This window comes from uncultured Chryseobacterium sp., from assembly GCF_913776365.1.
Lineage (GTDB): Bacteria > Bacteroidota > Bacteroidia > Flavobacteriales > Weeksellaceae > Chryseobacterium.
In genome coordinates this window covers 107,913-121,620 of sequence record NZ_CAJYMO010000318.1, presented here as the reverse complement: position 1 = coordinate 121,620, position 13,708 = coordinate 107,913, and the positions used below count along the sequence as shown (strand labels likewise).

Here is a 13,708-nt window from a genome sequence, read left to right as displayed (position 1 = left end):
TGTATTCTGATCCTTATGAAAAAATACAATTTTATTCAACCCTGTTTCCGTATCCTGCTTGTTGTTTTTCTGGCTATAGGCTGCGTACACGATGATAAATATGAAAACCCTGATCTCAGTGGATACCAGTGCAGGAATGCCGCTTATTATGCAGATCCGGCGCAGGCATTCGTGAAATGGACAATTCATGATCTGAAGCTGAAAACTGCCGGTGAGGTCATTACAGAAAATGCTTATATCGAAGGGTACGTCTCATCTACAGATGAATCCGGGAATATCTATAAGACCCTTTATCTGCAGGATGCACCGGAAAACCCAACGGAAGGCCTCACGGTAAGTATTGATCTGGTCAGTTCATATACCCGGTTTCCGCAAGGCTCCAAAATTTATATCGAATTGAAAGGGCTTGCTGTTACAACCTATGGAAATGTAAAGCAACTGGGCCGGATCGCCTCTTCCGGCACGCGGATTCCGGAAAAGGAAATTCCGGATCATATCTTCAGGGATTGTAACATAAGGGTGAATGTGGTACCCAAAGTACTCACGATCGCGCAGTTCGCAGGTCATGATGAACTTATCGGATGTCTTATTCAGCTGGACAACGCAGAGTTTGATGAAAGGGCTTTATGTACAAATTTTGCTCCCGACGGAGAGACGGCTAATAAGGCCATAGGGCAGGGATGGAATATGCAGACCCAGTCCTACGAAAAAAAAGCCATTGTAAGAAACAGTGGCTATGCATCTTTTGCCAACCGCATTATTCCTGCGGGACGCGGAAAATTCATAGGGATTTTAAGCAAATACAATTCTGCTTACCAGTTGTATATCAATAAACTGTCAGATCTCGATATGGAAAACACCGGCCAAAGCAGTACCGACCCTCATTTTCCGAGGCTGGACGGTAAAACATCAGATCCCTGCCGTTTCAGTGCTGATGGATTGACCGCGAAATCCGTAGCAGAACTCAAGCAGCTGGCCGGCAATCTTTCTCAGGGAGGCCTTATACAGGTAACGGGCGCATTTTACCTGAAAGTCCGGGTTTCCGCGAATGACCAGACCGGAAACTTTTTCAAATGCCTGTATGCACAGGATGCTACCGGGGGAATCAGGATCAATATCAACAGGACCGGATTGTATACGGAAGAACGGTTCAAAGTGGGAAAAGAGCTGTATATCAAACTAAAAGACCTGTATATCAGAAATGTCGGCAATGAGCTTCAGCTGGGCTCCAATGACGCTTCGGGAGCAGTATTGTACCGTATCAAGGATGAAGAGGTTTTCAGGTATTTCTTTGACAGCCATACATTACCTGAACCTGTTGTTCCGGCAGAAAGGACGATTTCACAGCTTAGCATGGCAGATGTAGGCCGGTGGGTCAGGATCAGGGATCTTCAGTTTATCAGCAACGATCTGGGCAGAACCTATGCTAACGGGCCTTATCCTTCCAATACAACACTGGAGGATTGCCTGGGAAGCAGGGTTATATTGAGGACCAACGGGCGTGCCGTTTTTGGTCTGAAGGAAGCCAGTACCATTGAAGTTGCAGGGGGAAAAGGTGATATTCAGGCAATTGTAAGTATCTTCAATGACACTTATCAACTCTGGATCCCACAACTTTCCGATATTGTATTTACCAGTCCGAGATGTGACGGAACGTTTCCTGCCGTACTTCCCGTACTTTACAGCGACGCTTTTACAGCCGGAGGCTTCCCTGCAGGCTCAGACTGGACAGCTGTAAGTGTTTCCGGCGCTCAGGGCTGGACGACCTCCAATCAGGGAAACGGGACAGATTATTATGCCGTGATGAGCGGATTTACAGGGTCAGGCAATGCCAATGAAGACTGGCTTATTTCCAGATCGGTGAGCCTTGCCGGGAAAACCAAGGCGGCAGTCAGTTTTACATCGGATGTAAGATATTCAGGGAATGCCCTGCAGGTTTATGCAACCGAGCATTATACGGGAAACCCTGCAACAACGGTATGGATGCAGCTATATCCTGTACTGGATACCAATACGGGAGCATTCGGTGACTGGGTCAATTCCGGAAACGTAAGCCTGAATGCCTTTGCCGGAAAGAATGTAAGGGTTGCCTTCAGGTATACTTCCACAGATTCAGCCTCAGCTACATGGGAAATAGATCATTTTAAAATAAAAGCGCAATGAGGTAATGTATGCAGATTCCACCATTACTAAACATATCACATGCTTTTACTGCTGGCATGGAATCGGCAGGAAAGACCGATGGGTACTCTGCAGAAATACCATCTTATTAATCGCTGCAAAAGATTGAATACTTCCTGAGTCCGGTTACTTTTTCGTTCACCCTGCACAAAGACTGCTTCTATAGAGCAGATAAGGTAATCAGCAGGGAAGTCATTTAAGAGTAAGGCCGGCTACGATTATACAGCAATTATTGTTAGACTTTATCGCCTGGTTAGTCCATTAATAAGATCAGACGGTTTTATCTATATCCTGGCTTTATTAACGATCTGCTTTTTGGATGGTCCTCAACTTTTACGTATGATTCATACATACAGTCGGCATGGCGTTGTCATAAAAAAAACCACTGCGTCTGCAGTGGTTCTATACTTGTTAAATTTTTTTAGAAAGAGATTTCATTCACTTCTTTTCCACGTTGGAAATTCATGGTCTTCTGGCTTCCTTTATAGGCTATGTTTACCAGATTGATCTGTTTGGGAAAAGCTCCCAGGAGGATCGTGTTCTTAATCTTCAGGGTACTGATATCCGAAACGCCTCCGGTTTCAAAATATACCCATACCGTTTCTCCGCTTACCTGACTCCCGGTGAAAGTAATTGTTTTCGGTGAGCCATTGACGTATACATCAAAATTATTATTTACATATCTTTTCACTTCGGCTTCAAATCCTGCAGTATTCGGATTGATTTTGATAGCATCGGAAATATGGTTCGTATTCATTTTTGTAGTAAACTTCAATGTTTTACTTCCATCAATATAATCCACCTTTGTCATCGAGGAGAAAAAGTCTACATACGTAAAACTCAGCAATACAAAAAGTGCTGAAATTCCTGTTATCCATATACTTTTTTTCATCTCAGATAATAGATTTACAATCATGATTATATAGGTTAAGCGACAAATAACATGCCATTAAAAGTTAACATTCACAGAATATTTATCGTAGAATGCCTTGATATGCGCGACAGCTTCATCTGCTGTATCTACCACGCGGTAAAGATCAAGATCGTCTGCGTTGATCATGTGTTCCCTGAGCAGGGTATCCTTGAACCAGTCCAGCAGGCCGCCCCAGAATTCCGATCCTACCATAACGATCGGGAACTTCCCGATTTTATTGGTCTGGATCAGTGTTAAAGCCTCCGTCAGCTCATCCAGTGTTCCGAATCCTCCGGGCATCACGATGAATCCTTGGGAATATTTTACGAACATCACTTTCCTGACGAAGAAATAATCGAAATTCATCGAGTACGATTTGTTGATATAAGGATTGAAATGCTGTTCAAAGGGAAGGTCGATGTTCAGCCCGATGGATTTGCCTTTTGCATTGAAAGCCCCTTTGTTTCCGGCTTCCATAATACCGGGTCCGCCGCCGGTAATAATTCCGAAACCGATTTTTGTGATCTTCTCGGCAATTTCAACAGCCATATCATAGTATTTGCTTTCCGGCTTCAGCCTGGCAGATCCGAAGATAGAGACACATGGTCCGATTTTGGCCAGCTTTTCATAGCCGTCCACAAACTCAGCCATTACCTTAAATACCATCCAACTGTCCTTCATGATGGTTTCATCCCATGTTTTCCCTCTCAGGCTTTCATGCAGCCTGGTTTCATTCGTATCCAATTGGGGGTTCACCAGACTTTCGTCCCTGCTTCCTTCTTTTTCCATTTCCAGTTATTTAAAATATTTTTCGGCCTCCGTTACGGATTCCGGTCTTCCTACATCGATCAGGATGCTGTCATGTACAAATCCATGAATCTGTTCGGTATGCATAAGGTCAAGATATTCTTCCATCACGGAAAATTTACCCTTCCTTTTGATTTTTTCAAAAATGACCGGATTGATACAGTGAACTCCGCTGAACGCCAGTGCTCTGAATCCTTTGTTGAATTCCGCAAGCCGCTGCTCACCGGTCTGTACATTCAGCCATCCCCGTAACACCAGATCGTTGTTAAAAAGCAGTTTTCTTGAACTTTCACGGTCCGAAACTGCTAATGTAGCAAAATCTTTTATCTTTTTGTGGTAATTAACCAGGTCTGTGATATTGATATCCGTTAAAATATCGGCATTCATGATCAGGAAATCTTCTCCGTGATCCAACAGCCGTCTTGCAAAAACCAGTCCGCCACCGGTTTCCAGCAGCTCCTCCGATTCATCGGAAATCTCGATTGTGCATCCGAAATCGTCATGCTGCTTCAGGAATTCCGTGATCTGCTTCCCGAAATGATGAACGTTAATGACAAAATCAGTAATGCCGAAACCTTTCAGGTACCGGATATTCCTTTCCAAAAGCGGAACTCCGTTGACCTTAGCCAGTGCCTTGGGATGGTGGTCTGTAAAAGGTCTGAGCCTTGTTCCTTTTCCTGCTGCAAAAATAAGGGCCTTCATTTTTTATGGGTAATGAGTAATGGGTAATGGGTAATGGTGATAAGTAATATAACAATAGCCGTTAATCGTAATGAATAATTAATGAATTAAAATACTGCTCATTACCTATTGCTTATTACCTATGTTAAGCTGGTGCTGTTCGTCGTGATGAAGGCTGATTTCTACCTGGTCTCCGTATTTTTCTTCAATAAAATGAGAAATTTTAATGGCAGAATAGACCGATCTGTGCTGGCCGCCTGTGCATCCGAAATTGATCTGCAGGTTTTCGAAACCTCTTTCCAGATAATTATCGATATTGATGGACACGAGGCTTTTGATCAGTTCCAGGAACTTCGGCATATCCGTTTTGGTTTCCAGGTATTCCTGGACACCTGTATCGTTTCCGGTCTGGATTTTATATTCTTCTACTCTTCCGGGATTCAGGATCCCGCGGCAATCGAAGGTGAAGCCGCCGCCGTTGCCGGTTTCGTCTTTCGGAATTCCTCCTTTTTTATATGAAAAACTGTGTATGTCGATGTGTAACATGAATCTTATATCTTTAATGGTTTAATGTAATGATGGATCACTTAAGCAGCCCTTTTTTGAAAGCCGTTACGCATTCAGTATCCTGTTTATTTTTTCTTTTGTGCCTTCGGAACCTAATTGGCGGATCAACTTTTCCAGTTCAGGGTATTCTTTCATCCCGTTCCAGCTTTCTGCCAGTTCGGAAATATTTTTAATCCCTTTCTCGAGGCTGCCTGTAAAATGAGGTTTCCTCTGGATCAGTCCCCTGAAGCCGTAGGCTCCAAGTACCTGAAGGAACCGCATCATCTGGAGCGGCTTTACCGAATTTTTTAGTTTAACTCTTGTTTCATGGCTTTCGAATTGTCCGGTATAAAAATCCAGCATTTCGTTTTTAAAATCTTCCGGGAAATCAGCTTTTGCCTGGAAAAGAAAAGATATCACATCATACATCAGCGGCCCTTCCATAGCCGACTGGTAATCGATGAAAGAAATCTTCCCTTTGGCGTCTACCATGATGTTCCTGGCCTGGAAATCGCGGATCATGATTCCTTTCGGAGCAAGGCTTTCAATCAGGGTAACGATCTTTTTAAACTCTTTCAGCAAAGCAGCCTTATGGTATTCCAGCTCCAGGACATCCGCTGTAAAATTTTTAAAGTAATAGAGGTCGTGGGTTACCGGAAGTTCATCGTATCTCTCATACTCAAAGGTTTTGCTGAAGTCTGTTTTTTCACGTGTGGATACCTGAAGCCGGTACAGTTCTTTCAGGGTCTGTCTTACCAGGGATTTTACGGTATCCGATAATCCGTCTGCAGCAATAACCTCTGAGAGGGTAGAGGTCCCTAGGAATTCCTGAATATAGCCTTTCCGGTCAGGGGAAACCTTGAAAATTGCGGGTGTGTTCAGGTCCAGTTCCTGAAAAAGCTTTGAGAAATACAGGAAGCTCTCATTTTCCTGAATGTTGCCATTGCAGGTAACGATATATTGTTTATCTCCGGCAGCTGCCAGAAAATTCACCCTGGCGGAACCGCTCCGGGCAAGCATCTTCCATTCCGAGGCCTCCTGACCGGTATATTCTTCAAAAAAGCGTTTTGCGTTTTCAGCATTCATAGATGAAACAAATATAGTAATTTACGCTCTAATTTCTATCTTTGCAATATGCTAAAGGATTTCAAACCGGTTTTGGGTATTTTGCTGCGGTTCATCATCATTTATGTGGTGATGCTTCTGGCATATCAGTATTACCTGAACCATTTTCAGCACCAGGGACTTGATCCTTTTTCCAGAGCTATCGCAGAGCAGGTCAGAAGCATCCAGAATGCAATGGGTTACCCTACTCAGCTTTATGATGATGTCAAAGGAGAACAGGTGTATTTCCAGGTGGGGAATGAATATCCCACCCGTATGGTGGAAGGCTGCAATGCCGTTTCCGTGATGATCCTGTTTGTAGCTTTCGTTTTTGCGTTTTACAAAGGGAAGAAAACGTTCCTTTTTGTTCCTGCCGGCCTGCTGCTGCTGTACGCCATGAATGTCCTCCGGATCGTGGGCCTTAATATCGTGGTCATGGAGTATAAGGCTTACAGCAAAACAGCTCATGACTATCTTTTCCCCGCGGTGATCTACGGTACGGTAGTGCTGCTATGGCTCATCTGGATTAAATTTTTTGCCCTGAAACATGAAAATTCTTAGTTGGCTTTTAGTAGCGGCCGGGATTTCCGGGCTGATCGGTGTAAGGGTACTGGAAAATGACCTTTTCTATGATCCCTTTCTCCATTATTTTCATGAAGCGGATAAACACATCCCTTTCCCTTCTTTTGAATGGGGGAGACTGATCGCCGGATATCTGTTCCGGTTCATCTTAAACCTTTTCTTTTCCTGTATCATCATTCATTTCTGGTTCAGGAACAAGGCCTGGACGATACAGGGGGCAGTACTTATCACCCTTATATTTGCCATCACATTCCCTATTTACCTGTACTGTATTTACGGAAGGTTCGAAACCGGTTATCTTTTCTCTTTCTACATGCGGCGGTTCGTCATACAGCCGCTCATCCTGCTGCTTATCATTCCGATGTTTTATTACCGGAGGCATGTGCGTTTGGGTGGCGGTAGGTAAAAGCTATATCACGGATTTTAAATCCGCGATATCATGTTTTAAACGCGATATCATGTTTTAAATTCGCGATATCATGCTGCACTATTTTTACTTTTATAAACAATAAATTCTCGAAAATAAAATTTATTACTCCACCGTATGTTTGTCCCCGCAGGTCACATTTTCCGGAGTCCAGGTGACTTTCTTTACAAAGTCCTGTTCCCGTACAGGGCAGTCGGCAATGCGGCAGACCGGGCAGGAGATGGGCTTGCAGTCATCCATATGAAAGTTGAACTCAATATTCCGCTGGATGCGGCCGGCCAGCAGGATGATCATTTTCTCCATTTCCTTGTGGGCATCCCGGAGGCTGTAGTACCAGGGCAGGGTAATGTGGGCATCTATGTGGAGCGAAGCTCCGAACTGCTGGATTTTAAGGTTGTGCACATCGATCCATTCCGTACGCCGGTTTTCTTCCAGTACTTTTATGATTTCTTCCAGCAGCTGAGGGTCCTGTTCGTCCATAATTCCGCTTAGTGATTTACGTACGATCTTATAGCCGATGTAAATGATATAGAATCCGAACAGCAATGCCACGACGGAATCCAGCCAGTAAAGCCTGGTGAAGTAAACCACAATAAGGCTGATAACGACACCAAGCGTAGTAACCGTATCGGATTGCAGGTGTTTCCCGGACGAGATCAGTACCAGGGAATTTTCCTGCTCTCCTTTTTTGATGGAAATATAGCCCAGCAAATAATTGACGACTGCGGTAGCGGCAATGATGGCAATTCCCCAATCGAGCTTGTTGAGGGTCTTGCCCACCACCAGGCTGTTGATGCCTTCATAGATGATCATGATACCGGCAATGGCAATCAGCGCGCCTTCAATGCCTGAAGTGACAAATTCTACCTTTCCGTGTCCGTAAGGATGGCCTTCATCTTTCGGCTTGGCGGCCAGGTACAGTGAATAAAGTCCCATAAAGGCACTGATAACATTCACGATGCTTTCCATGGCATCCGAAAATACGGCATCCGAGCCGGTAAGTTTCCAGGCAATGATCTTTCCGATGAAAAGGACAACGCCGAAAAAGGCAATCAGTTTCTGAAAGCCTATTTTATCTTTTGTATGAGTCTGCTGACTGTGCATAGGTTTGATAAAAAAAAGAATCTCACTGCTGAGACTCTTTTTATATTTGTTAGTTTAGACTAAGTTCTGTGCAATAAGATATTCTGCAATCTGTACAGCGTTGGTAGCGGCTCCTTTCCGGAGGTTGTCTGCCACAATCCAGAGATTGAGTGTTTTGGGTTGTGAAAGGTCCCGTCTGATCCTTCCTACAAACACCTCATCCTTGCCTTCCGAGTACAGCGGCATCGGGTATTCATTCTTTTTAACATTGTCTACCACCACAACACCCGGCGTTTCGGATAGAATCTTTCTAACCTCGTCAAGATCAAATTCATTTTCGAATTCAATATTCACACTTTCCGAATGTCCTCCCTGTACCGGAACCCTTACAGCTGTCGCGGTAAGGTTAAAGGTATCGTCACCCAGGATTTTCTTCGGCTCCTTCATCAGTTTGATTTCCTCTTTCGTGTAATCGTCATCCGCAAAAACATCGCAGTGCGGAAGGGCATTCTTGAAGATCTGGTGCGGATATACCTTGGTAACGGATGCATCACCGGAAATTTCCCCGTTCAGCTGGTCTACGGCAGCTTTTCCGGTTCCCGTTACCGACTGGTAGGTAGAAACGATTACCCTTTTCAGGTCGTATTTTTTATTCAGCGGGCCTAATACCATCACCAGCTGAATGGTGGAACAGTTTGGGTTGGCAATGATCTTGTCATCTTTGGTGAGTACACCGGCATTGATTTCCGGCACCACCAGCTTTTTATCCGGATCCATTCTCCAGGCAGAGGAATTGTCAATCACCGTCGTTCCTGCTTCGGCAAAAAGCGGGGCAAATTCCAGGGAAATGGAACCTCCGGCAGAGAAGATCGCGATATCAGGTTTGGCAGCTATAGCGTCTTTCATGCTGACAATGGTGAATTCTTCCTGTTTATACTTCACCTTCTTTCCTACGGATTTCTCGGAGGCTACCGGGATTAATTCAGTGACAGGGAAGTTTCTTTCTTCCAGAACTTTCAGCATAACCTGGCCAACCATTCCTGTTGAACCTACTACAGCTACTTTCATTGATGAATAAAAATTTATAAAGTTATTTATTATATTATGCCCCGAAGACTCTTGTCCATGGGAACGCTAATGCAAATAAACCTACGGCAATCAGTCCCATGATGACAATGCCTAAAGAAAGGGTAGGATTGGTTTTTACTTTTTTGTGAACCACGGTCATCAGGATGGCTGCAATCAGCATGGAAACCGGATGCTCTACATACTGGAACCTGGAGTACGCATCACTCATCAGGGTCCCTGAAGACATCGCTGCTTTCACGCCGGGAGAAACAAACAGCAGGGCAAGGCCGGCCAGGAACTGCACGTGGAAGAAAATCATGGTGAAGAGGGTGGTTTTCTTCAGGAAACCGTTTACCTTTCCACTGAAGCCAAACATGGTCCCCAGAAGGGCAATTACGAATAGGGTCACCAACAGAAGTTCCAGGTATCCGATTCCTTTGTGGGCATTGAGCAAAATGTTGTAAAATTCCATAATCTATTTTTTCTTTTTTCGAGTACACAAAGATAACAAAAATCCCGGCGAAAAGCCGGGATGGGTATTTATAAAATCTAATGTTGTTTATTAAAATCTATAAGAAAGTGCTGCTGACCATGTTCTACCAAATCCAAAATATACTTGGTTGGCTGTATCAATACCTTTCCAATTCTGATTGGTTGCATTTGAATCTCCATTACGGATACTTGATTTACCATCAGAAATATAAGTAGTATCAAATAAGTTATAAACATTTCCTGTCAATGTCAGACTTTGACCATTTTTGAAATCAAACTTATATGATGCTCCGAGATCAAAAAGGTGAAAATGAGGATATTTCAGTGCTCCATTCTTTGCCGCATCTTTCACAACACCATTTTCAATCAGATAATCTCTGTTAAAATTGATCAAACCAAAATAATTATTAGCATAATTCCATGTTCCAAAAATACTCAAAGGTTTAACAGGCTTTAAAGTAAATCCTAAAGATGCTGTAGTTTGTGCTGCATCAGAAACCTTCACTTTATCTAAAGCAAAAACAACATCTGTGCTGCCATTGAAGCTGATTGGAGTTCCGTTCTCGTCGAATAGGTTTCCTGTTGGATTACCTTTATAATGCCAGTCTCCTACAGAGAACATACCATTAAATGTTAAATAATCCGTAGCTTTCAAGCTTCCTTCAAATTCTATTCCCATATGAATTTCCTGAATACCAGTCATATTTGCATATGGTCTGTTATAAAGGTTAGTTCCGGTTGCTGGTAATGATGGGTTGATAGCAATACCTGGTAAATTCGAAAATCTTTGGTATCTATCTTTCCATGAAGTATAATAAAGGTTTACATTGGCATTAAAAATTCCACTTCTAAATCCATATCCAACTTCAGCAGAAGCAATTTTTTCATTAGTTAATAAAGGGTTTACAATCTGTTGGTTACCTGTTGCTCTACCGTCTCTTGTGTTAATAAGAGGATTTACACTGTTGTTGTCTGGTGCAAGCGGTGAATTGTAAACAGCAAAGAAGTTCGGTTGCTTAGAATAATATCCTAAGTTAACAAAGACATTATTCTGTCCATCGATGTTGTAATTTACACCTCCTTTTGCATTAAACCCAAAAAGGAATTTCATTGGAGTTTTTGTATTTACAACCTGACCTTGCTGAACTGTAACTCCATCAATAATCCAGTTATCAATTCTGCTATATCCTTGTTCTGAAGCAGATCCCTGAATGAATGCTGAAATTTTGTCATTGGTATATTCTAACTGTCCAAAAATACCACCCCATAAAACTTCACCGTTGTAATTTCTATAAACGATCTGAGACTCATCTTTAACAGCTTTTACAAACGGATTTGCAGAAGGTGTCGGGTCCTGTACTAGAGTAACATCATATCCGGCAGGAATGTTTTTATTGTCTTTTTCAATATATTTTGTATTACCCCAAAGTTCTGTTAATACTCCTGGGTGATATCCATAATAATATCTTCCATCAAATCCTGCTGAAAAATTCCAGTTCTCATTAATTTTATGCTGGAAGTTTGTAAGGATACCATACCAGTCATGAGAATTTATGCTTGCTCTTCTTGTTAATCCATTTGATCTTGTTGCAATACCTGGTGTAGCATTTATTTTGTTGATTCCTGTGTTGTTTCCTACGGTAGGATCCCAGATCACATTTTGTCCTTGGTTCCATCTAACAATATCATCAAATCGAATAAGGCCTTCTGAGCTTTTAGGTAAGTTATTGATATTGGATCCATTAATGCTTCCCATCACACCAGTTCCTCCACCTCTACCCCAAGATGCGTATCCTACTGTAGATAACTTTGATTTTTCAGAGATGTTCCAATCCCAGTTAATAGAAGCTACCGGTTTGCTATAGAAGTTTACAGATTGAGACATTACCTCACCATTCAGCATTCCCCAGTTAGAATTATATCTTCTGTTAGGTTCGTCAACACCATTTCCATATTGAATGAATTTATCAATTCTGCTCTGGAAATTTTGCATGTGCCATTGTGGTGCTCCAGTAAAAGTAAACTGAAAATCATGTTTTTTATTTGGTTGGAAACCTAATGCAAAATAATAGTTATATGCTTCAAATTCACTCGCATCAATATATGTACTACCTGCAGTTCTGCTCATTAAGAAAGATGTAGACCATCCTTTATCATTTTTACCCGTGTTGTAGGAAAATAAAGTTTTTAAATATCCATTATTACCTAATCCTACAGTTACATTACCTTCTCTCTTCTTATCAGCAGCTCTCGTAATGATATTAATAGTACCACCAACAGATGCGATAGCTAATTTCGAAGAACCCAAACCTCTCTGGATTTGCATTGCAGAAGTAACGTCAGACAGACCGGCCCAGTTTGACCAATATACGGTACCACCTTCCATATCATTAACGGGTACACCATTAATCATTACAGCAGTGTTATTTGTATCAAATCCTCTAATATTCAAACGGCCATCTCCAAATCCACCACCACCTTTAGCAGAGTAAATAGAAGGTGTTGTTTTTAGGATCTCAGGGAATTCCTGGTTTCCTAATCTTTCGACAATCTGAGCTTCCTTGATCGTTGAAACTGCTACAGGCGTCTTTCTGTCTTTGGCAATGTCAGCAACCCCTGTTAGTACAACCTGTTCAATGTCCTTGGATCTTGTATCATTTACAGTATCCTGAACCTGTTGTGCATAATAAACACTAGCCGTAGATAAGGTGATTATCGCAGTTAGCATTGATTTGTTGATTAATTTCATAATCGTTAGTAATAGTTGGATTTAAATTTTCTGCAAAATTGAGGAAATAAAATTTAACTAATATTAACTTTATGTTAATTTTTACTGAATCTTAATAAGATTTAAGAAATTGATTTACAATGTATTGAATAATAATTGAGAATTCATATGAAAAAAATCACATTATTGATTTTTTAACAAAATATAATTATTACTGTTGAAAATTCAACTTTATTTCACTGCTTTAAGGCTCAAATCCATATTAGCTGCAGAATGGGTGAGAGCGCCTGCAGAAATATAGGTAACGCCGGTAGACGCGATTTCCTTCAGCTGATCCCGGGTGATTCCGCCGGAAGCTTCTGTTTCGCAAGATCCGTTCACCATCTGTACGGCCTTTGCCATGGTAGGTATATCCATATTATCAAGCATGATCCTGTCAACTTTTGCCCTGATGGCTTCTTTCACTTCTTCAAGGTTGCGGGTTTCTACTTCGATCTTCAGCTTTTTCTTATTTTTTTTGATGTATTCCTTGGCCATTTTTACGGCATTGGTAATGCTTCCATTATAGTCGATATGGTTATCTTTCAGCATGATCATATCATAGAGCCCATAGCGGTGATTGGTTCCGCCGCCGATGGCCACGGCCCATTTTTCACAAATCCTGAAATTGGGCGTGGTTTTCCGGGTATCTAAGAGCTTGGTCCTGGTTCCGACCAATCTGGAATCCCAGTCGTGGGTAAGGGTAGCAATACCGCTCATTCGCTGCATACAGTTCAAGACCAGTCTTTCTGTAGAAAGAATCGACCTTGCGCTTCCTGTTACAATAAAAGCAATGTCCCCCTCTTTTACGGCATCCCCGTCTTTCACGAAGGTTTCTATCTTCAGATCCTTATCGAAGGTCTTAAAAATAATTTCAGCAAGCTCTACCCCTGCGAGGATGCAGTGCTGTTTTACCAGAAGTTTTGCGCTTTGTTCCAAATCCTTGGGTATGGTGGAAAGCGTAGAATGATCGCCTTCCTGAATATCTTCTTCCAGTGCATTTTTAATGAACTGCTTTAATGCTTTATCAGTAGCGTATGCCGGTCTTTTCATATCC

13 protein-coding genes are annotated in these 13,708 nt (G+C 42.2%); 3 read left to right on the top strand and 10 right to left on the bottom strand.

Features of this window, described 5'->3' with window-relative positions; genetic code table 11:
- Positions 1-15: 15 nt before the first annotated feature.
- Entirely contained in the window at positions 16-2,163 is a 2,148-nt protein-coding gene (locus QZ735_RS17260) for a DUF5689 domain-containing protein (protein WP_294251105.1), read from the top strand.
- A gap of 439 nt (positions 2,164-2,602) precedes the next feature.
- Here QZ735_RS17260 and QZ735_RS17255 read toward each other — a convergent pair whose 3' ends face one another.
- From QZ735_RS17255 to QZ735_RS17235, 5 genes are all read right to left on the bottom strand, one after another.
- On the bottom strand, positions 2,603-3,073 hold the full coding sequence (locus QZ735_RS17255; RefSeq protein ID WP_294251103.1) for a DUF6702 family protein: 471 nt from the start codon (positions 3,071-3,073) through the stop codon (positions 2,603-2,605).
- 57 nt (positions 3,074-3,130) lie between these two features.
- Positions 3,131-3,883, bottom strand: coding sequence for a TIGR00730 family Rossman fold protein (locus QZ735_RS17250; RefSeq protein ID WP_294251100.1), 753 nt, complete (start codon positions 3,881-3,883; stop codon positions 3,131-3,133).
- A 6-nt stretch (positions 3,884-3,889) separates the two neighbouring features.
- Complete coding sequence (locus QZ735_RS17245) at positions 3,890-4,603, bottom strand: nucleotidyltransferase family protein (protein ID WP_294251097.1); 714 nt, start codon at positions 4,601-4,603, stop codon at positions 3,890-3,892.
- A 105-nt stretch (positions 4,604-4,708) separates the two neighbouring features.
- Positions 4,709-5,128, bottom strand: coding sequence for an RNase adapter RapZ (locus QZ735_RS17240; RefSeq protein WP_294251094.1), 420 nt, complete (start codon positions 5,126-5,128; stop codon positions 4,709-4,711).
- Between the two features lie 66 nt (positions 5,129-5,194).
- Positions 5,195-6,214 carry a phosphotransferase gene (locus QZ735_RS17235; protein WP_294251090.1) on the bottom strand — a complete coding sequence of 340 codons (1,020 nt, stop codon included), beginning with the start codon at positions 6,212-6,214 and terminating at the stop codon, positions 5,195-5,197.
- Between the two features lie 48 nt (positions 6,215-6,262).
- Between QZ735_RS17235 and xrtF the strand changes: the two genes are divergently transcribed.
- Together xrtF and QZ735_RS17225 are read left to right on the top strand one after the other, a co-directional pair.
- Positions 6,263-6,793, top strand: coding sequence for an exosortase family protein XrtF (gene xrtF, locus QZ735_RS17230; RefSeq protein WP_294251088.1), 531 nt, complete (start codon positions 6,263-6,265; stop codon positions 6,791-6,793).
- Positions 6,780-7,220, top strand: a complete 441-nt coding sequence (locus QZ735_RS17225; RefSeq protein WP_294251086.1) for an exosortase F system-associated protein — start codon at positions 6,780-6,782, stop codon at positions 7,218-7,220. Before xrtF ends, QZ735_RS17225 begins: the two co-directional genes overlap by 14 nt.
- A 126-nt stretch (positions 7,221-7,346) precedes the next feature.
- Here QZ735_RS17225 and QZ735_RS17220 read toward each other — a convergent pair whose 3' ends face one another.
- The 5 genes from QZ735_RS17220 to nadC form a co-directional block, all read right to left on the bottom strand.
- Positions 7,347-8,345 carry a cation diffusion facilitator family transporter gene (locus tag QZ735_RS17220; protein ID WP_294251083.1) on the bottom strand — a complete coding sequence of 333 codons (999 nt, stop codon included), beginning with the start codon at positions 8,343-8,345 and terminating at the stop codon, positions 7,347-7,349.
- 54 nt (positions 8,346-8,399) lie between these two features.
- The gene (locus QZ735_RS17215) at positions 8,400-9,392 is read right to left on the bottom strand and encodes an aspartate-semialdehyde dehydrogenase (protein WP_294251081.1); all 993 of its coding nucleotides are present in this window, start codon (positions 9,390-9,392) and stop codon (positions 8,400-8,402) included.
- 34 nt (positions 9,393-9,426) lie between these two features.
- Positions 9,427-9,864 carry a hypothetical protein gene (locus QZ735_RS17210; RefSeq protein ID WP_294251078.1) on the bottom strand — a complete coding sequence of 146 codons (438 nt, stop codon included), beginning with the start codon at positions 9,862-9,864 and terminating at the stop codon, positions 9,427-9,429.
- A 90-nt stretch (positions 9,865-9,954) separates the two neighbouring features.
- On the bottom strand, positions 9,955-12,633 hold the full coding sequence (locus QZ735_RS17205) for a TonB-dependent receptor (protein WP_294251076.1): 2,679 nt from the start codon (positions 12,631-12,633) through the stop codon (positions 9,955-9,957).
- A gap of 210 nt (positions 12,634-12,843) precedes the next feature.
- Complete coding sequence (gene nadC, locus QZ735_RS17200; RefSeq protein ID WP_294251073.1) at positions 12,844-13,704, bottom strand: carboxylating nicotinate-nucleotide diphosphorylase; 861 nt, start codon at positions 13,702-13,704, stop codon at positions 12,844-12,846.
- Between the last annotated feature and the right edge of the window lie 4 nt (positions 13,705-13,708).

Excerpts from the sequence above, each read along its gene's own strand:
- QZ735_RS17260 (WP_294251105.1), top strand. The coding sequence starts at position 16 with ATGAAAAAATACAATTTTATTCAACCCTGTTTCCGTATCCTGCTTGTT.
- QZ735_RS17255 (WP_294251103.1), bottom strand. The coding sequence starts at position 3,073 with ATGAAAAAAAGTATATGGATAACAGGAATTTCAGCACTTTTTGTATTG.
- QZ735_RS17250 (WP_294251100.1), bottom strand. The coding sequence starts at position 3,883 with ATGGAAAAAGAAGGAAGCAGGGACGAAAGTCTGGTGAACCCCCAATTG.
- QZ735_RS17245 (WP_294251097.1), bottom strand. The coding sequence starts at position 4,603 with ATGAAGGCCCTTATTTTTGCAGCAGGAAAAGGAACAAGGCTCAGACCT.
- QZ735_RS17240 (WP_294251094.1), bottom strand. The coding sequence starts at position 5,128 with ATGTTACACATCGACATACACAGTTTTTCATATAAAAAAGGAGGAATT.
- QZ735_RS17235 (WP_294251090.1), bottom strand. The coding sequence starts at position 6,214 with ATGAATGCTGAAAACGCAAAACGCTTTTTTGAAGAATATACCGGTCAG.
- xrtF (WP_294251088.1), top strand. The coding sequence starts at position 6,263 with ATGCTAAAGGATTTCAAACCGGTTTTGGGTATTTTGCTGCGGTTCATC.
- QZ735_RS17225 (WP_294251086.1), top strand. The coding sequence starts at position 6,780 with ATGAAAATTCTTAGTTGGCTTTTAGTAGCGGCCGGGATTTCCGGGCTG.
- QZ735_RS17220 (WP_294251083.1), bottom strand. The coding sequence starts at position 8,345 with ATGCACAGTCAGCAGACTCATACAAAAGATAAAATAGGCTTTCAGAAA.
- QZ735_RS17215 (WP_294251081.1), bottom strand. The coding sequence starts at position 9,392 with ATGAAAGTAGCTGTAGTAGGTTCAACAGGAATGGTTGGCCAGGTTATG.
- QZ735_RS17210 (WP_294251078.1), bottom strand. The coding sequence starts at position 9,864 with ATGGAATTTTACAACATTTTGCTCAATGCCCACAAAGGAATCGGATAC.
- QZ735_RS17205 (WP_294251076.1), bottom strand. The coding sequence starts at position 12,633 with ATGAAATTAATCAACAAATCAATGCTAACTGCGATAATCACCTTATCT.
- nadC (WP_294251073.1), bottom strand. The coding sequence starts at position 13,704 with ATGAAAAGACCGGCATACGCTACTGATAAAGCATTAAAGCAGTTCATT.